Here is a 19,461-nt window from a genome sequence, read left to right as displayed (position 1 = left end):
ATCAAACGCCACCTCCCAGATAAGCATCAATGACTGCTTGATTGGCTTGAATTTCTTGAGGTGTGCCTTCTGCCAATAATTTACCGTATTGTAAAACATAGATTCGCTCGGCTACGTTCATGACCAAAGACATATCGTGTTCGATCAACAGTACTGTGATGCCAAAGTCTTGTTGGATCTGGCGAATCGTCGCTGTTAAAGCGGCTGTTTCTTCCGGGTTCATCCCTGCCGCTGGTTCATCCAAAAATAAAATTTTAGGCTTAGTGGCAAGGGCTCGGACAATTTCCAAGCGCCGTTGAGCACCATAAGGCATATTATTTGCCGTTGTATCGGCTAAATCTTGCATATGAAAAATCTTTAAAAGATCCATCGCTTCCTTAACCAAACGCGCTTCTGTTTTATAAAACGCCGGAAGCCGGAATAAGCTCGAAACTAACCCTTCTTTATTTTTACTAGTCATGGAGATTAAGACGTTATCTAACACCGATAATTCTTTGAACAGCCGGATGTTTTGAAAGGTTCGTGCCAAGCCCATATCCGCAATTTTATAAGGTTTGCGGCCATTAAGCACTTGCACGCCTGAATCTGTCCGTAACGTAATTGAACCGGCTGATGGCACTGTTTGCCCAGTCATTAAATTGAATAACGTGGTTTTACCAGCACCATTTGGCCCAATCAAAGCAATTAATTCATTATCATCTAAGTGCATATTTACGTTTGAAACAGCTGCTAAACCACCAAAGTTTTTGGTCAAATCTTTGACTTCCAATAATACACTCATGATCAGACCTCCTCCTTTGCGCGCTTCTTCCGGTTAAATAGCCGCTTGACCGAGAACTCCCAGGTACCAAATAAGCCTTTTGGCCGGAAAACCATGATCAAAATTAAGGCTAGCGAATATAAAACCATTCGCAAAGCACCAAAACTCTGTAAAACCATGTCTAAAACACCTAATAAAATGGCGGCTGCGAACGTACCCGTCATACTGCCAATACCACCCATAACAACGATGATCAAAATACTGATTGATTCCATGATACCAAAATCATTGGGTGCAATGGTCTGAATGTAAGTGGCATGCAAGGCGCCGCCAATTGCTGCCGTCATGCCACCAAAAACAAACGCCGCCACCTTGAATTTAGTCGTGTTAATGCCCATTGACTCCGCAGCAATTTCATCTTCGCGTACCGACATGACCGCCCGGCCATTTCGAGAATGAATAAAATTGACTGTTAAAACAGTTGTAACTACAACCAAAACATAAACGGTACTCCAGCTAGCCAATTGGGGTAATCCATATAAACCGGCCGGACCATTGGTAATTTTTAAATTGATCAAAATAATCCGAATAATCTCCGCGGCACCCATTGTAGCGATGGCCAAGTAGTCCCCTTTTAACCGCAGGGTTGGGATCCCAATGATCAAAGCCACAACGCCCGCTAAAATCATACCAATGATGATACCTAAAGCTAGCCCTAGTTCCGTGGGCATGGCTTGCGTCACTAAAGCCGCAGCATAAGCCCCTAAGGCCATAAAGCCAGCGTGACCTAACGAGAACTGACCTGAAAATCCAATAATTAGATTTAATCCAGAAGCAAGAATGATATTAATACCAATCAAAACCAGCGTTGTTTCGGCAAACTGATCAATGATGCCCACACCTTCTAAAACATTGATCAAGATCCAGCCAACAACAGCAATCAGCAGCCAGACTAAATTATATTTCAAATTGCGTTTCATCAAGTTCACCTACACTTTCTCACGCGTGGTTTTACCTAGGATCCCAGCAGGCCGCACAATTAGAATAATAATCAAAATTGCATAAACAGCGGCGTCCCGAAAAGCTGAAAATCCTAAAGCTTGCACAACCGTTTCAATAATACCAATCACAAAGCCACCTAAAGCAGCCCCTGGAATCAAACCAATCCCACCTAATACAGCCGCAACAAAAGCTTTGATCCCCGGTGTCATCCCCATTAAAGGATCAATCGAATTATAATAAAGTCCGATCATGACACCTGCGGCTCCAGCCAACGCCGAACCCAATGCAAACGTAAATGAAATCGTATGATCCACATTAATACCGATCAATTGCGCTGCTTCAGGATCCACAGAAACAGCACGCATTGCCTTCCCCATCCGGGTACGCTTAACAATAAGCTGTAATAAAATCATTAAAATAATGGACGTTAACAAGATTAAAATTTGAATATTTGAAATTGAAACACTACCTAAATGATAGCGTTGTACATCCATCACTTGAGGAAAATCCCGCGGACTTGAACTAAACAAATAACTCATCCCATTTTCCAACAAGAAAGAAACCCCAATGGCCGTGATCAAAACAACGATCCGTGGTGAATCACGTAATGGCCGGTAAGCCAAGAACTCAATGATGACCCCAGCAATTGCGCAAAAAATCATCGCTGTAATTAAGGCCGGCCAAAAGCTCATGTGAAACTTATTGATCATAAAGTAGCCCCAAAAGGCTCCTAACATATAAACATCACCATGAGCAAAGTTGATCAATTTGATGATCCCATAAACCATGGTATATCCCAAAGCTAATAACGCATAAATACTACCCAAGGAAAGCCCATTGATCAATTGCTGCAGAATTTGCAAATAAAACACCCCTTTATCAAGAGCGTGAGTGTCATCGGCTAGCTTTCAAGCAACAACCTAGAATCACGCTGAGGGCATTTTGTCCCTCAAGTGATTTGTAGTTGTGTGAGAAAGCTGATGATACAAACGCGTTTAAAGCCTGGTAACAAAGCGTGGCCGGAACCAAAACCAGTGTTTTGTCCCGACCACGGCCGTGATTTTGCGTACTATTTAACCATCACAACTACTAATGTTACTTAACCGCAGTTGCCTCAGCTTCCGTCCCATTTTCAAGCTTAGAAACAATGACTGGTTTCTGTGGATTGTGTTTCTTGTCCATCGTAATTGTGCCAGTAACACCCTTAAAGTTCTTCAGCTTAGCCAAACCATCCGCAACTTTAACAGAATTCGTTGACTTCTCATCTTCAATCGCCTGTTTGATCATATAAACGGCATCATAAGATAGAGCGTCAAAAGTTGCTGCATCTTCATGGTAAGTACTCTTATACAGCTTTAAGTAGTCATCAACCTTGGAGCTTGCTGGCGCTTTAGGATCAAAGTGCGTCGTGTAATAAACATTTGTGGCAGCTTTTTTGCCCGCAATTTTGACTAATTTAGGATCAGCAAAGCCATCAGCACCAATAATTGGTTGATTGAGACCCATTTCTCGAGCTTGACGGATGATCAGACCGGCTTCTGAATAATAGCCGGGAACGAACAAAGCATCGAACTTTTTATTCTTTAATTTCGTTAATAAAGCTTGGAAATCTTTATCGCCAGCTTGATAGTATTCCGTCGTTGTAATTTTACCTTGATATTCACTCTTAAACGCCTTGATCAAACCTTGAGCATAATCAGTTGATTTATCACCTAAAATAGCTACGTTTTTCAATTTCATATTGTTATAAACATATTTGGCTAATGCTTTACCTTGGAAACTATCTTCAAAACAAGAACGGAACATATAGGGTTGAACTTTACCATTTTTCTGCAATGTAAGAGAGTCTTGTGTCCCGCCAGGTGTGATCAATGGTACTTTAGCTTTGGTCATATTAGGCAGCGCCGCTAATCCAGCGCCAGAGGTAATCGGCCCAATGACCGCCGAAGCCTTGGTCTGGGTCGTCAAATTAGTTGCGATTGCCGCCGCTTGTGAATTATCAGACTTATTATCCTTAGTAACTAATTTTAACTTCATTTTTTTATTGCCGACTTTAACACCACCATCTTGGTTGATCTGCTTAACCGCTAACTTGACCCCACGTTCCATAGCACTGCCATAAGCAGCTGCTGACCCAGACAGTTCAAAATTTCCTCCGATCGTAATCGTATTGCCTGAAGCTGAATTGCCAGACTGACCGGCTTTATTGGCACAACCTGCAAAAGTTGCAGCCAACATCATAAGCGCAGCAGCCATCGCTGCAAATTTAGATTTCTTCATAGACTCACCCATCCCATTTCTAATTATTTTCTAATATAATAGAACATATTTACCATCAAATCAAGCTAATTATAACAGTAAAATGAGTTTATTATGATAAAAACCAGTTGTCTTCACTCGCAAAATACGACGTTATTCTAATTAATTAATTTCAATTTAATAATCTTATTGCTTACTGGCAGTATAAAAAATGACTGGAGATAAAATTTAGATTTTACCTTCAGCCACATATTAAATGCAAACGTTTATTGTTTAACTATATTCCAAAAGGCAATACCCTTATCTGCTGGTTTATTTAGGTTTTACCTTCCAATTCATCAATCCTGGTCTGTAAATCATCAGCTTCTTGATTCAGCTGGTCAATCTCTGATTGAATTTCATCTATTGTAGCACCTGATTGGCTATAGCCTTTGTAATAAGCGGTCATATAATCCACATCTTCCAATTGACGAACTTGCTCGCGAAGCTGCCCTAACTTTGTAACCAACTGATCAAATTGTAATTCATTCATTATTTAGACATCCTCATATCAAGCGTTCACTAATCTGATAGAGCGCGGCTTTTAGTGTTGTCATTTGTGTCCCCGTTAAGTCAGTCGTTATTTGATCCGAAACTTGTGTTAACACTGGTACCAAGCGTTGGTAGACAGCCTGACCCTCTGAAGTTAAGGACACGACCCAACTGCGTTTATCGTCGGGATTTCGAATCTTGGTCACATAGCCCAAATCAACCAGCTGCTTTAACCGACGCGTAATATTACTCGCATCAATATCTAACAATTGATATAACTCATCTTGGCTTAACTGGCCTTGGTGCTGGCCCACTTTCAAAATAAAGTAGTAATTACTGGCATTTAAGTTTAGCGGCCGTAAAACTTTGTCTAAGTTCATTTGAATATGCCGGGCTGTGCGACTAATTTGTGCCATTAACGCATCTGGCTCATCTTTAATTGTGCTCATGGACAACAACCTCTCTTTTGGCTTTTTGACGTCGATATTTCGGGAAAATCAGTAGACATCCCGTCACAAATATAAGCAAGGCTGCCAACCCATAACTAATGCTCTGACTACCGATAAATAGGCCATTATTGTGTGCTGTATAATTTATGATTTGATGGCCAGCTTGCATACTCATGGTCGTGAAAAAGACACTAGTTGCTAAAATTGTTCCAATGACTAAGCCAAGTTCGCGCACCAAGGCATTTAAACTGCCAGCCATGCCAAGCTGACTCTGATCAACACTAGTCATGACCATTACGTTATTAGCTGTTTGGAAAAAAGCATTCCCAATAGCCAATAAGATGCTTAAAATGCCAAATAAAAGTAACGTTGTTTCTTGGCGAATCAAGGCCAGGCCAATTTGGCTGAGCAACAACAGCCAAATCCCCCAAATGATCAGCCGTTGAGAAGACAGCTTATCATTAAGTGTCCCTGCAACTGGTCCCATGATGACCGCAACGATCGGCGAGATAGTTAACAGCAAACTGGTCAAGTGCATTGGTAGGTTTTGATCGATCCGCAGATAAAAAGGCGCCAGGATATTATAAAAGAAGGTTGCGGTAAACACAAGCGAGGCCGCAAGTAACCCATTACGGAACGCAATGTTCTTAAAAATACGATGATCAACTAATGGCTGAGAGACATGTTTTTCAATACGTACCCAAACAAAGATTGCGCCGATCCCGGCCAAAAAGAGCAGCCATAACCCGAGGTGGGTAAAACCGACAATTTGTAATCGCAATAGACTAAATGTGATTACCAACATCGCCATTGCTAATATAAGCGCTCCTAACCAATCAAATTTTTGTGCCGTCTGTTTGGCATCACTGGGAAAAAATAACTCTTCAAAAATCAAACAGATAATACCAACAGGCACATTGATCCAAAAAATATACCCCCAAGGTAACTGTGTTAAAATAAACCCACTCAGAGCCGGGCCAGCAACTGAACCTAAGGAAATAAAGACACTTTCCACCCCCAAAGCCCGACCTAATTGAGATTTATCGAAGTAGCTGGTAACGATGGCATAACTCGTAGCCATCGTCATACTGGCGCCAACGCCTTGAACAACGCGGCCAAAGAGTACGAATCCAAAGCCTAAAGGGACACCCGCCAAAAATGATCCTAGTGTAAAAACCACCGTCCCCCAACGGAAGATGCGAACGCGACCAAAGAGATCGCCCAAACGTCCAAATACCAACAGAAACATACAAATTGTCATCAAATAAATGGTGACGATCCATTCTGACAAGCTGGTAGACACCCTGAGCTGCTGAGAAATCTCTGGTATCGCAATGGTAACAATACTGCCGTCAACAATAACCATGAAGAAGAACAGCCCCAGTGTAATTGCTACCAGCCAATGGACAAACTTAAACCGGTTTGTTTGCATTCAATCGCTCCCCTAAAAAACTTACGACTTTAAGCCAAAGCTTGTGGGGCACTGAGTTGTGGTCCTTTACCTTGCCGTGCCAATACCCAATCATCATAATTCCATTCTTCAGTAGCCCGCCGAGCAGCAAAATAATCCCATCTAGAGTCAATCTCATATTCTACGACTGTCCCATTGCCACCAACAGAAACCCAATTATAACTCCCATTTTGATGGGCAAACTTAACCCAAGAAATGGGGATCATTTGTAAGCTGTCATCGGCGTCAAAAAAGTGCCGTTCGTAATGATCGATTCGCATGAACGCCAAACCAGCAGCATAGTTTGGGTCAACCCGTTGAAATGTTTTTTCGGCAACTTGACGAGCGGTCTTCGAACGGACCAAGTTACCGTCTGGGATTCCAGAAAAATCATTATAACTGAGTAGTTGTCCCGTTTCAGCCAAAATTACTGTGAGATGTGCATTATTCATGACAATATTAGGGTTATTTTGATAACGCAACACTGTTACAGTTTTACCATTACGTGTTTGTTTCGTCGTTTCAACTAAATAATAATCACTAGGAATTGTTAACGGCATAAAATTGTGTTTCGCAATGATTAATGGTTTTCGCATGAAAATCTGCTTCCTTTCTCAACATTGATTGTATTATAGATCCGTAAATTTGTTTGCGCAAGCAAATAAATTTAAAAATAAAAAAGAATTTAAACCGACCTCCAAAATCGACTTAAATTCTTTTTACTAACTTCAACAAACAGCCTAAGTCACTTTAATGGAACTGCATCCCACCATCAACTTCTAGCGTTTGTCCAGTCATATAATTTGAATCTGGTCCAGCCAAGAAAGCAACCCCAGCAGCTACATCTTCAGGTTCAGATAAACGCTTAAGGGCAATGTCTTTCGCAAAAGTCTGCATACCCCATTCATCATCTTTGCCGGCATTTTGGCCAACCTGATGGGCAATGTCATACATCATTGGCGTCTTAACGATACCAGGTGCAAACGCATTGACCGTGATGCCCAACTCTGCTAAGTCGCGAGCGGCAACTTGAGTAATGCCTCGAACAGCAAATTTAGTCCCACTATACAATGCCAGATTCGGATTACCAACAACACCGGCTTGTGACGTGGCGTTGATAATCTTACCACCATGCCCGAGTTTCTTAAATTGCTCGATCGCAGCCTGGATACCCCATAAGGTACCCGCAACATTCACACGATAAACCAAATCAAATTGCTTTGGTGTAATCGTCTCAATTGGCGTTGTTGGCCCTAAACCAGCATTATTAACCAACACATCAAAGCCGCCCAATGCTTCAGCTGCTTTACGCACGGCAGCAAAAACACTATCCCGGTCAGAAACATCTACTTGAACAGCCACTGCTTTACCACCGTTTTGATTCAAATCTTCAGCTACTTTTTCAGCGTTTTCCAAATTCAAATCGGCAATCGCAACAGCAAAACCATCTGCAGATAAACGCCGTACAATGGCCTCACCAATACCTTGACCACTACCAGTTACTAAAGCTGCTTTGTTATTTAAAGAAGACATATAATCACCCCCACATTTAGTAAGTCGATTATATGCCCTACTGGAAACGTTTTCAACAGTTAACCCTTCACTAATTTTCAGAATTTACGTATTTTTTTCTTTTTGGTAAAGTGGTATAAAATTGTCAGCCCCAAACTACCAAAGACGATCAGAGCAAAAACAAGGTTAGGAATCTCAATATCAATAGCTGGTATGGATAGGAAAAGTTTCACGGCAATAAATGCGATCAGCCCGTAAGCCATCATTTCCAATTCAGGGATAATCTGCATCAGCCGCATGATGATCTCCGCAATTCCACGCATAGCCAAAATGCCGATCATACCACCAATAAGTACGATCACCGGATTACTAGAGATCGCTAAAGAGGCCAACACCGAGTCGATCGAAAAAACAATATCCATGGCTTCAATCGAAATAACCACACGCCAGAATAAAGACAGAACATGTTGCTTTGAGTTATCGACCTTCTTTGTCGTTCCTTGTTTGGCATGATCTGGATTATGGCGATCATAAAAGTAACGCACGCTCAAATACAATAAGTAAAGTGAGCCGAAAACTTTGATGAACCAAAAGTTGATCAAGTAAACGCCGATACCGATCACCAAGAAACGAAAAATATAAGCACCCCAAAGGCCATAAAACAAAGATTTTTCTTGTTGTTTTTTGGTTGGCAGAATTTGCGTTTGCGCAGCCAACACAATGGCATTATCTACGGATAACAAACACTCCATCAAAACTAATGATAAAATAACCAACCAATCTTGACCTGAAGTGATCACCGTTTCCCAATTATGACCATCAAAAAACGGTTGGTACAAATTAATGATTGCTTGCAAAATTGACACTCCAATTATTTTTTATCTATGAAATCCTTAACGTAAAACAAACTTTTCGATAATCTCAGCCATGGCATCCTGATTATTATCACGTTTAGTCACATATTGCGCAGCTTGTTTCACAGAGTCAATCCCATTAGCCACACAGACCCCTAGCCCAGCGGCTTGAATCATGGTGAGGTCATTATTATTATCTCCCACGGCAATGATCGCTTCCGGCTGGATCTGAAGTTGCTGGGCCAAAGCAAGTGTTGCCGTACCTTTATTCACTTGAGCACGATTAAACTCAATATAACGATCCGATGAATACGTTGCTGTAACCTGGTTGCCCAACACCACATGCACTTTTTTACCAAGCGCTTGTCTCTGCGCCATGGTGGGTAAAGCGACAATAATCTTCATGATAGCTAGCGATTGAAACATTGTAAAATCAACTGTATTTAAGGTCGTAAATTGGACCCCGCGTTCTGCTAAATAGCGGTTATCATTAGGGTCCGCATGATAAATAAAAAGTTGGTCCGTTGTATAAATATGCACTGCACCGTCTGTATTAGTACAGATATCAAAAATGGCCTGGGCCATGGCATAATCTAGACCGTTACTTTTAAGCACACGATTTTGATAGTTTTCCAATATCAGGGCACCATTATATGAAATCTCGTAGGCTTGCGGCTGGTTATACAGTCCCAAATCCCGCAAATTATCTTGATAGGATAGAAAGCTACGCCCAGAATTGGGTACAAAATAAACACCTTGAGCCACCGCCTGCTTAATCGCCTGGATATTTCCGGCACTTAAAGTCCCATCATCTCTTAGTAGTGTCTCATCTAAATCACTAACGATCATTTGATACATCTTCTTCACCAAATTTCCTTCATTTTCTACTTAACTATAACGGAGAACTGCTTAAGACGCCACCTTGTTTCAAGAACAGCCTACAAAAATAGGCAAGCGTCAGGACAAAATCAACATTTTGTTTCTAACGCCTGCCTATTCATAAATATTGCTCAGTTTAAATGTGTTCCAAGAAACAATGAGTACGCTAAAAATTTTATGAGGTTTCTTCAGAAACCTTAGCGATCCGCCCTTGTTGGATATAAACACTTAAGATGCCGATATCAGCTGGATTGACGCCACTGATTCGACTGGCTTGTGCTAAAGTCTCTGGCTGGATCTTCTTCAGCTTTTGTCTTGCTTCAGTTGCTAAACCACTGACCGCATCGTAATCCAATCGATCGGGAATTTTCTTAGCTTCCATCCGCTTCAAGCGTTCGATCTTGGCCTCTTCTTTGCGAATGTAACCCGCATATTTCACTTGAATCTCAACTTGCTCGATTACGCGATGATCTAATGTTGTCGGTGCTGGCTCAATAAATTGACGCAAATCTTGATAAGTGACTTCTGGACGCTTCAAGAAATCCACTGCCAAAACGCCATCTTTCAAAGGAGCTACCCCTTTTGCCGCTAAAAAGGCTTGCACCTCTGGCGTCGGTTTAACCCGCACACTTTGCAATCGCTCTAATTCAGCATTGATTGCAGCCTTCTTAGCCAAGAAGCTTTGGTAGCGTTCATCTGAGATCAACCCCAATTCATGACCTTTTTCAGTCAAACGTAAGTCGGCGTTATCGTGACGTAATAATAAGCGATACTCTGCACGACTTGTCAACAAGCGATAAGGCTCATTCGTCCCCTTAGTCACTAAATCATCAATCATTACACCGATATAAGCATCACTACGCTTCAGAATAAATGGGGCTTCACCTTGAACTTTCAAAGCTGCATTAATACCCGCAATAATCCCTTGACCCGCAGCTTCTTCATATCCAGACGTGCCATTCATTTGACCTGCTGTAAATAGATTTTCAACCACTTTTGTTTCTAAAGTGGCTTTCAACTGCCAAGGTTCAACAATATCATATTCGATCGCATAGCCAGGCCGCATCATTTCAGCATGCTCTAGACCCGCAATGGAATGAACCATATCTTGTTGGACTTCTTCTGGCATTGAAGTGGAAAAATCACCAACATAATATTCCTCAGTATCGCGACCTTCAGGCTCCAAGAAAATTTGATGCCGTGGCTTGTCAGCAAAACGAACCACTTTATCTTCAATGGATGGGCAATATCTTGGTCCAACACCCTTGATCACACCGGAAAACATGGGTGCTCGATCAAGATTATCACGAATAATTTGATGGGTGGTCGCATTAGTATAGGTCATCCAACAAGAAAGTTGGTCTGATAGGTAACTGGCATCAGAAGTCTCATAACTAAAGGCGTTGGGTGTTTTATCGCCTGGTTGCTCTTCTGTCTTACTATAATCAATGGTATTGCCATCCACGCGTGGTGGCGTACCGGTCTTAAAACGATTTAATTTAAACCCTAAGGACTCTAAATTCTCAGACAACTTGATTGAAGGAATTGAGTTATTGGGTCCTGAAGAATACATTAACTCACCAATAATGATCTTACCTCGTGAAGCAGTGCCCGCCGTCAACACGACTGCTTTAGCTAAATAACGAGCACCGGTATTTGTGATGACCCCTTTACAAACGCCATCTTCCACGACCAATGAATCAGCGATGCCTTGTCGTAGCGTTAGATTTGGTTCATTTTCTAAAGTATCCTTCATTACTCGATGATACTGGGCTTTATCTGCCTGTGCTCGTAAAGCACGCACAGCTGGTCCTTTACCTGTATTTAACATCCGCATCTGAATATAGGTGGCATCAATATTTTTACCCATCTGCCCACCTAAAGCGTCAACTTCGCGGACGACAATCCCCTTTGCTGGGCCACCGATAGAAGGATTACATGGCATAAAAGCAACCATATCCAAATTGATCGTTAACAGTAAGGTTTTTTGACCCATGCGGGCAGCTGCCAAAGCAGCCTCACTGCCAGCATGACCAGCGCCAACAACGATCACATCATAATTTTTAGAATCATATGTTTTCATCTATTTTGTCTCGCTCTCTTTAGTATTCGTTTATTTTCCTAGACAGAATTGACTGAATAACTGAGTGATCAGTTCATCAGGGGCACTTTCACCCGTGATCTCACCAAGTTTATCCCAACAATTTGTCATATCGATTTGTACCAAATCAATGGGCATCCCTGCCGCAATCCCACTTTTAACATCTTCCAAAGACTGCTTGGCTTGTTGTAACAGACTAATTTGACGCGCATTCGTCACCAAAACAGTAGCTTGATTAGTTTCGATCCCGCCAAAAAACAACTCGGAGATCTTAGTTTCAAGGGTATCTGTACCAGATTGCTTTAAGATTGAAATATTGATTGGCCGCTCATCAGGTGCCAAATAAGAGGCTAATTCTGCTGCCTTTAACCGTGCCGGTAAATCTGTTTTATTCAGTAAAATAATGCGTTTCTTAGCTTGTGTGGCTTTTAATAATTCGCGGTCTTCATCAGTTATCGGCTCGCTTTGATTCAAAACTAATAAAACTAATTCTGCTTGAGCCAATGCTTGCCGACTACGGTCGACCCCGATTTTTTCAACTTTGTCTTCTGTCTTATGAATACCTGCCGTATCAACCAGCTTCAAAGGAACGCCATTCACATTGACATATTCTTCAATGACATCGCGGGTCGTACCAGCAACATCAGTCACAATAGCCTTATCTTCATGTAGTAAATAATTTAATAGACTTGATTTACCCACATTTGGCCGACCGATGATTGCTGTAGCCAAGCCTTCTCGTAAGACTTTCCCTTGGCGTGCAGTCTTTAACAAAGTATCGATCTGTTGGCCCACTAAGTCTGCTTTTTCCAACAACATTTTAGTAGTTAGCTCATCTTCATCATATTCTGGATAATCAATATTGACCTCGACTTGAGCCAATACTTGTAAAATTTCTTGACGCAAGTTTTGAATCAAATGGGCCAAATTGCCATCCAATTGATTCACAGCAACTTGCATCGCACGGTCTGTTTTAGCTCGAATCAAATCCATAACCGATTCTGCTTGCGTCAAATCGATCCGCCCATTTAAAAAGGCACGCTTCGTATATTCTCCTGGCTCTGCCGCTCTCGCACCGTGGGCTAATAATAACTGTAAAATATGATTCGTTGCCAGTAGACCACCATGACAATTGATCTCAATAACGTCTTCTCTAGTAAACGTTTTAGGCGCCCGCATGACCGAAACCATGACCTCATCGATCACTTCATCTGTCTCAGGGTCTACAATATGGCCGTAATTGATTGTGTGACTAGGCACTTCATTTAAATCTTTACCACGAAAAACCCGATTCGCAATAGCGACACTGTCTTCACCTGACAAACGCACAATTGAAATTGCCCCTTCGCCAACCGGTGTCGAAATTGCTGCGATCGTATCATACTCTGTGATGGTATTTGCCATAATATCCCTCCATCAAAACCTAAAAAACATTAAAAAAAGTGCCTACATCCATTCCTTTTAAAAATACAAAGAAATGGATAAAGCACTTTGACTACTTCATCCGTAGTAAATCATTGATCAAACGAATAATATCGATCTTCGTTTAATTAATATACTAACTTTAAATACGTTTGTCAAAATTTATTGCTTGTGTTAGGGGCAATAATCACATATCGATGTGGGTCTTTACCCTCAGAAGTCGTTTGAACGTGAGCATTGCTAGCTAACTGTTGATGAATGATCTTCCGCTCAAAAGATGGCATATCATCCAACAAATATGGTTTACCCGTGGCAATCACTTCCATGGCAGCTTTATCTGCTAAACGCTGCAAAGTCTCCTCACGTCGTTGCCGATAATTACCAACGTTTAACACGATCCGTTGTTTCCCATGACCATGTTGATTAAAGTAGGTTTGCGCCAAATATTGCAGCGAATTGATCATTCGGCCATGTTTGCCAATGACCAAACCCTCTTTATCCGTACCTAGCTGATAAATTACCTGACCGGATTTCTGCGTGACTTTAACTGTGACTGGCGTTTTTAAACTTGCACAAATATCCGTAATATAGTCTTTTAACTGCTGCAAAACGGCTGCATTATCTGACCGCCGCCGTTGGGTACGATCCAATACTTCAGTAGCTGTTGCCTTTAATTGCGTTGGCTTCTGCCGTTTTATCTCTGCTGTTACTGGCCTGTGAACTGGTGCTGACTTCGTTGTGGTTCGTTGAGCTACTGATTTTGCTTGCTGCTCCGTTGCAACAGGCTTTTTTTTAGCTGGCTCAGGAAGCTTGTCCAACTTTACAACGGCTGGTTTACGTCCAAAACCTAAAAACCCTTTTTTACCAGTTGCAATAACTTGGACATTTACCGCACCCCGCTGTAGTTTCATCTGCTTCAATCCATTTTCAATCGCTGCTTGAATGGATGAACCTTCAAAAGTTGGCATAGTACCCTCCTAACTTATTTACGCTTACGCTTAAATGCTTGTTTGCGCGCTTTTTGTAAGGCTTTTTCCCTATCTCGCTTGGCTTGTTCCTTAGCTTCCCGTTCATGAATGATCTTATAAGGATTTTGTAGTAATAAAGTTTGCCCGACTTGAAAGGCATTGGAAACGACCCAATATAACGTAATGGCTGCCGGGAAGTTGATTGTTGTAAACAGAATAAAGATCGGCATCCCCCAAGTCATCAGTTTCGTTGTCGAATTTTGTGTTGGCTGGGATAAGCTTGATAAGTATGATGTTGCAAAGGTAAAAATAGCCGCCAAAATCGGCAAAATATAATAAGGATCTTTACTACCCAATTCTGTCCACAAGAAGCTTGCGTGCCGTAAAGCCCCGGTCCGAGCAATGGCTTGATACAAAGCCCACATAAATGGTAACTGGATCACTAACGGCAAGCAGCCCATCAATGGATTAACGCCAGCTTCAGACATCAGCTTTTGCGTTTCTTCTTGAAGTGTCCGTTGTGTGTCCGCATCTTTAGCCGAATATTTTTTGCGTAAAGCATCCATTTCAGGTTGAATCTCCATTTGCTTACGCATACTTTTCATTTGGTAATGATTCAGTGGTAATAAGATAATCCGTATGATCAATGTAAAAATAATAATTGCCACGCCGAAACTACCATTAAATGCATGGGCCAACCAAATGATAAAGCGGGAGAAGTTATAAATAATATAACGATCCCAAAAACCTGTACTACTTTTGGTTACCGGTGTATTAATATTCCCACAGCCAGCCAAAACAACAACTAATAAAGCTAGCGCAAGAACCAAGACGATGCGTTTAACTTGTCGTTTATTCAAAATATTCCCTCGTTATCTTTGACGTTTTCTGTTAATTTGATGTGGTCGTCGCTGGACCAATTTCAGCTTCAAAATCCGAAGCTAGTAGCCCAGCTAATTTTAAAACATGAATCAAATTTCTCTTAACTTGAAAAAAATCCAACTGGCGACTTGGTTTGCGAGCAATCACTAAAAAGTCCACATCAGCCTTTAAATATGGTTTTAACTCTAGCAAACTCTGACGTATGTATCGTTTGATTTGATTTCTCAAGACAGCCGTATGACCGATTTTTTTACCCACTGAAATGCCGACACGAAAATGCTTTTGGTCGGGAACATCTAAATGGTAGATAACAAAAGCACGGTTGGCAACCGAACTGCCATGGCGAAAAACTTTTTGGAATTCTTGTTCCTTCTTAACGCGATATGATTTGCGCATAACTATCGGGATCCTAACTTGATGACCTATTAATAGGAAATTAAAAAAAAAAAAACCACTGAAACATCAGTGGCCTTACGCAGATAATACTTTTCTGCCTTTTGCACGGCGTCTAGCTAATACCTTACGGCCGTTTTTAGTACTCATTCTCTTTTTGAAACCATGAACACGTTCGCGATGACGTTTCTTTGGTTGGTAAGTGCGTTTAGTTGTCAAAACTGACACCTCCTTGTTACTGCTGAACACATTATTTAATTAAAGTTTGACTGCTATCGTCAAATACAATCACTTATGTATAATATCATAATTTCATATCTAAGCAAACAAAATTTTTAAAAAAGCAGGCCTATCTATCCACAAAATCAAAAAATCACTTGTTCATAAACAAAATTAGTGCGCGACCGTCTATAAAATAATCCACAAGGCTATCCAAAAGATATCCACAAATAAACGCCCGTGAATTTTGCTTTTCCACAGGCTGTTATTTTCGCTGTTAATAACCCGTGGAACACTATTAAAATCAGCTCTAACCTCTCACCTCCTCTTGTGGATAAGTTTGGAATATCCTAGTTATTCACACTATGAACAAGACGCTTTTTTTCTTTCTAAACACACTGTGATTTTTATTTAAAAGTTATTGACAATCCTGTGGAAAACTTTTTTCTTAAATGATAAACTAGTTCAGTACTCTAAAAAATGTGGATAACTTTATTTTTAACGGGAGGAGGACTGATCTTGCCTAATCTAGATGAGATTTGGGAGTATATTGAACAACAATTTCATCAGCAATTCACGCGTATCGGCTATCAAACCTGGATTGAATCAGCGAAACCTATCAGTTTAACGGCCAACACTTTAACAATTGAAGTCCCTTCACAATTACATAAAGAATATTGGGAAAAAAATATCCTAACAAAAATTGTTGAAAATGTTTATGCCCACTTCGGATTTGAACTGAATCCAGTTTTAACGATCACTGGTCAAACATATCCCAATGGCCAAAACACCCCTGATAAAACGAGTGCCAACAAAGCGATGCAATCAAAAGTATCCGAAAACGAAAATGATGAATTTTTAACAAGCTCACATCTTAATAGCAAGTACACTTTTGACACTTTTGTAACGGGTACAGGAAACCAAATGGCTCATGCAGCGGCCTTAGTTGTCTCTGAAGAACCTGGCGTACTGTATAATCCATTATTTCTATACGGTGGCGTTGGCTTAGGTAAAACCCACTTAATGCAGGCTATTGGACACCAACTACTACAAAGTCAACCAAATGCCAAGGTCAAATATGTAACCAGTGAAGCTTTCACAAACGACTTAGTCAGTGCAATCCAAACAAAAACGCAGGACCGGTTTCGACAAGAGTACCGTAGCGTCGACCTACTCATGGTAGATGACGTTCAATTTTTTGCCGACAAAGAAGGCACCCAAGAAGAATTCTTTCATACGTTCAATGATCTATATGAAGAAAAAAAACAAATCGTCCTAACCTCGGACCGACTGCCTAACGAAATTCCTAAACTTCAAGACCGTCTTGTTTCCCGATTTAAGTGGGGCCTATCCGTAGATATCACACCACCCGATCTTGAAACTCGAATTGCAATCTTACGGAACAAAGCTAATGCCGAACACCTAGATATTCCCGATGACACCCTATCGTATATTGCCGGTCAAATTGACTCTAATGTCCGTGAACTTGAAGGTGCCTTGATTCGAGTCCAAGCCTATGCGACCATGAAAAACGAGCGTATCTCAACTAGTTTAGCTGCAGATGCGCTCAAGAGTTTGAAACTACAGGACGCGACTAATGGTTTATCCATCGTCAAAATCCAAGAAACGGTTTCCAAATATTACCATATTTCATTAACTGACCTAAAAGGAAAAAAACGGAACAAAGCCATCGTTATTCCCCGGCAAATTGCTATGTATCTCGCCCGGGAACTGACCGATAGTTCATTACCAAAAATCGGTATGGAATTTGGCGGCAAAGATCACACAACAGTCATTCACGCACACAAAACAATTGCCCAAAATTTAGAATCGGATCCAGAAATGAAAGCAAATATTGCTGAATTAAAGAATATTTTGCGCCAGTAAAAAAGTTGCCCACATGTGGATAAAAATGAATAAGTCCCCAAGTTATTAAAAAGTTATCCACATGTGGAAATCTAAGTTTGCTGGTTAAAAGATACTTTTCCACAGAATTAACCGCCCTACTACTATTACTATATAATTAACTATATTAATATAGACAAAATATCTCTGCGTTATCAGGAGGAAGCTACATGAAATTTAGTATCAGCCGTTCTCAATTCATCAAAACCTTAAATGATGTTCAAAGAGCTATCGCTAGCAAAGCCACGATTCCAATTCTGACCGGTCTTAAAATTGCCGTATCAGAAACTGGCGTGACCCTAACTGGTAGTGATGCCGATATTTCAATTGAAGCCACTATTACTCAAAGTGACGAAAAAGCTCAATTATTGATCGAGGAACCCGGTAATATTGTTTTACCCGCGCGATTCTTTGGTGAAATCGTTAAACGACTACCTGAAGACCAGATGACTTTAACTGTCGGGGAAGGGTTTCAAACAACAATTACCTCTGGGACGTCATCCTTTAATTTAAACGGTCTAGACGCCAACGGATATCCGCATCTTCCAGAGATTGATGCCGAAAATAAATTAACCTTACCTGCTGATATTCTTAAACAGATCATTTCGCAAACAGTCATTGCTGTTTCTAACCAAGAAAGCCGGCCAATTTTAACTGGGGTTCATATTTTAGTTAAGGATAACCAACTACTGGCTGTAGCGACCGACAGCCACCGTTTATCACAACGCAAGTTAGAAATTAACAATGGCCAAGGGTTAGAATATGACGTGATTATTCCGGGTAAAAGTTTAACGGAATTATCAAAAATTATTACGGATGATCTAGAAGAAGTAGATTTACGAATCACTGAAAATCAAGTTTTATTCACAGCTGGCCCAATCAAATTTTATTCACGCTTACTAGAAGGCAACTATCCAGATACAGATCGTCTGATTCCACATGATGCAACAACGACAATCGAATTCAATACGCAAAAATTGCTGGCCTCAGTTGAGCGGGCTTCCTTGCTCTCTCATGCCAGTCAAAACAACGTAGTTCGTCTAGTTTTAGATCCTGAAGCAAAAGAAGGTACCATTTATAGTAATTCACCTGAATTGGGGAACGTTCAAGAATCTTTAGCCTTTGAAAACCTAACCGGCGAAAAATTGGATATTTCCTTTAATCCAGATTATATGAAAGATGCCTTACGTTCTTTTGGCCCAACAGATATCAAAGTCGCTTTTACTTCCGCTTTACGTCCGTTTACGTTAGTCCCTAGCGAAGACGAGGAAAACTTTATTCAGTTGATCACACCCGTACGAACTTTCTAAAAAGTACTGCCTAAATCTGAAAACTAAAAAAGCCTTTGGAAGTTAGATCAAAAATCTGATTTCTAAAGGTTTTTTAGTTTGATTTACTAAAATATAACTTTGTTCGATTTAAATGCGACACCCTAAAAATTTATTTAGTCAGGAACAGAGGGCCTTATTTTTCGATTTGAGTAGTTTTTCGTTATTTGGTTATAATATACGTAAAGACTAAAAAATTGCTGACACCCCCTTATTTTCGTTAATCAATTGTTTTTTTGCCTTAATAAGGCTATAATAATATAAGTAAAATGCTAAGTTTCACAGATTTTTAATCAATTTTTTGAGAACTTTGGAGATGATGCAATGGCCCAAAAAGTCATGAAAATCACCCAATCATTCATTACCTTAGCGCAGGCTTTAAAAGAAGAAGGTATTATTGGTACGGGTGGACAGGCAAAATGGTTTTTACAGGAAAATACAGTTCTCATTAATGGTGCAGCGGATGATCGTCGTGGTAGGAAACTCTATCCCGGCGATCAGTTTCAAGTTTTAGGTACAACTTACGTGATCCAAAAGCAGGATTGAT

20 protein-coding genes are annotated in these 19,461 nt (G+C 40.7%); 3 read left to right on the top strand and 17 right to left on the bottom strand.

Features of this window, described 5'->3' with window-relative positions:
* Position 1: 1 nt before the first annotated feature.
* The 17 genes from ACNAN0_RS12760 to rpmH form a co-directional block, all read right to left on the bottom strand.
* Positions 2-781 carry an ABC transporter ATP-binding protein gene (locus tag ACNAN0_RS12760; RefSeq protein ID WP_230914392.1) on the bottom strand — a complete coding sequence of 260 codons (780 nt, stop codon included), beginning with the start codon at positions 779-781 and terminating at the stop codon, positions 2-4.
* A 2-nt stretch (positions 782-783) separates the two neighbouring features.
* Complete coding sequence (locus ACNAN0_RS12755) at positions 784-1,740, bottom strand: branched-chain amino acid ABC transporter permease (RefSeq protein WP_230914391.1); 957 nt, start codon at positions 1,738-1,740, stop codon at positions 784-786.
* 9 nt (positions 1,741-1,749) lie between these two features.
* Entirely contained in the window at positions 1,750-2,619 is an 870-nt protein-coding gene (locus ACNAN0_RS12750) for a branched-chain amino acid ABC transporter permease (protein WP_230914398.1), read from the bottom strand.
* Between the two features lie 238 nt (positions 2,620-2,857).
* Positions 2,858-4,042 (bottom strand): ABC transporter substrate-binding protein, encoded by a 1,185-nt coding sequence (locus ACNAN0_RS12745; RefSeq protein ID WP_230914390.1) that lies wholly within the window; start codon positions 4,040-4,042, stop codon positions 2,858-2,860.
* Positions 4,043-4,337: 295 nt separating this feature from the next.
* On the bottom strand, positions 4,338-4,553 hold the full coding sequence (locus ACNAN0_RS12740; RefSeq protein ID WP_230914389.1) for a hypothetical protein: 216 nt from the start codon (positions 4,551-4,553) through the stop codon (positions 4,338-4,340).
* A gap of 13 nt (positions 4,554-4,566) precedes the next feature.
* Positions 4,567-5,001 carry a MarR family winged helix-turn-helix transcriptional regulator gene (locus tag ACNAN0_RS12735; RefSeq protein ID WP_230914388.1) on the bottom strand — a complete coding sequence of 145 codons (435 nt, stop codon included), beginning with the start codon at positions 4,999-5,001 and terminating at the stop codon, positions 4,567-4,569.
* Complete coding sequence (locus ACNAN0_RS12730; RefSeq protein WP_230914387.1) at positions 4,988-6,433, bottom strand: MFS transporter; 1,446 nt, start codon at positions 6,431-6,433, stop codon at positions 4,988-4,990. Before ACNAN0_RS12730 ends, ACNAN0_RS12735 begins: the two co-directional genes overlap by 14 nt.
* Positions 6,434-6,462: 29 nt before the next feature.
* Positions 6,463-7,047: a hypothetical protein gene (locus tag ACNAN0_RS12725; protein ID WP_230914386.1), complete on the bottom strand. Its 585-nt coding sequence runs from the start codon at positions 7,045-7,047 to the stop codon at positions 6,463-6,465.
* A 154-nt stretch (positions 7,048-7,201) separates the two neighbouring features.
* Positions 7,202-7,984, bottom strand: a complete 783-nt coding sequence (locus ACNAN0_RS12720) for a (S)-acetoin forming diacetyl reductase (protein WP_230914385.1) — start codon at positions 7,982-7,984, stop codon at positions 7,202-7,204.
* Between the two features lie 77 nt (positions 7,985-8,061).
* Positions 8,062-8,820, bottom strand: a complete 759-nt coding sequence (locus ACNAN0_RS12715) for a TerC family protein (RefSeq protein WP_230914384.1) — start codon at positions 8,818-8,820, stop codon at positions 8,062-8,064.
* A 36-nt stretch (positions 8,821-8,856) separates the two neighbouring features.
* Positions 8,857-9,675 (bottom strand): Cof-type HAD-IIB family hydrolase, encoded by an 819-nt coding sequence (locus tag ACNAN0_RS12710; protein WP_230914397.1) that lies wholly within the window; start codon positions 9,673-9,675, stop codon positions 8,857-8,859.
* Positions 9,676-9,871: 196 nt separating this feature from the next.
* Positions 9,872-11,779, bottom strand: a complete 1,908-nt coding sequence (mnmG, locus tag ACNAN0_RS12705; RefSeq protein ID WP_416353481.1) for a tRNA uridine-5-carboxymethylaminomethyl(34) synthesis enzyme MnmG — start codon at positions 11,777-11,779, stop codon at positions 9,872-9,874.
* A 30-nt stretch (positions 11,780-11,809) separates the two neighbouring features.
* Positions 11,810-13,201 carry a tRNA uridine-5-carboxymethylaminomethyl(34) synthesis GTPase MnmE gene (mnmE, locus tag ACNAN0_RS12700; RefSeq protein WP_416353480.1) on the bottom strand — a complete coding sequence of 464 codons (1,392 nt, stop codon included), beginning with the start codon at positions 13,199-13,201 and terminating at the stop codon, positions 11,810-11,812.
* Positions 13,202-13,374: 173 nt separating this feature from the next.
* A complete protein-coding gene (gene jag, locus ACNAN0_RS12695; protein WP_230914381.1) occupies positions 13,375-14,187 on the bottom strand; it encodes an RNA-binding cell elongation regulator Jag/EloR in 813 nt (270 codons plus the stop codon).
* A gap of 14 nt (positions 14,188-14,201) precedes the next feature.
* The gene (gene yidC / locus ACNAN0_RS12690) at positions 14,202-15,047 is read right to left on the bottom strand and encodes a membrane protein insertase YidC (RefSeq protein ID WP_230914380.1); all 846 of its coding nucleotides are present in this window, start codon (positions 15,045-15,047) and stop codon (positions 14,202-14,204) included.
* 31 nt (positions 15,048-15,078) lie between these two features.
* Positions 15,079-15,465 (bottom strand): ribonuclease P protein component, encoded by a 387-nt coding sequence (gene rnpA, locus ACNAN0_RS12685; protein WP_230914379.1) that lies wholly within the window; start codon positions 15,463-15,465, stop codon positions 15,079-15,081.
* A 75-nt stretch (positions 15,466-15,540) separates the two neighbouring features.
* Positions 15,541-15,681, bottom strand: coding sequence for a 50S ribosomal protein L34 (gene rpmH, locus ACNAN0_RS12680; protein ID WP_081763026.1), 141 nt, complete (start codon positions 15,679-15,681; stop codon positions 15,541-15,543).
* A 519-nt stretch (positions 15,682-16,200) separates the two neighbouring features.
* Between rpmH and dnaA the strand changes: the two genes are divergently transcribed.
* The 3 genes from dnaA (at position 16,201) to yaaA (ending at position 19,460) form a co-directional block, all read left to right on the top strand.
* Positions 16,201-17,568 carry a chromosomal replication initiator protein DnaA gene (dnaA, locus tag ACNAN0_RS12675; RefSeq protein ID WP_230914378.1) on the top strand — a complete coding sequence of 456 codons (1,368 nt, stop codon included), beginning with the start codon at positions 16,201-16,203 and terminating at the stop codon, positions 17,566-17,568.
* A 188-nt stretch (positions 17,569-17,756) separates the two neighbouring features.
* A complete protein-coding gene (dnaN, locus tag ACNAN0_RS12670; protein WP_230914377.1) occupies positions 17,757-18,896 on the top strand; it encodes a DNA polymerase III subunit beta in 1,140 nt (379 codons plus the stop codon).
* Positions 18,897-19,238: 342 nt separating this feature from the next.
* Positions 19,239-19,460, top strand: a complete 222-nt coding sequence (gene yaaA, locus ACNAN0_RS12665) for a S4 domain-containing protein YaaA (RefSeq protein WP_230914376.1) — start codon at positions 19,239-19,241, stop codon at positions 19,458-19,460.
* Position 19,461 lies beyond the last annotated feature (1 nt).

The sequence above is a fragment of the Agrilactobacillus fermenti genome, from assembly GCF_047943045.1.
In the GTDB taxonomy this organism is placed as follows: Bacteria; Bacillota; Bacilli; order Lactobacillales; family Lactobacillaceae; genus Agrilactobacillus; species Agrilactobacillus fermenti.
This window is presented reverse-complemented; position numbering and strand designations above follow the sequence as displayed.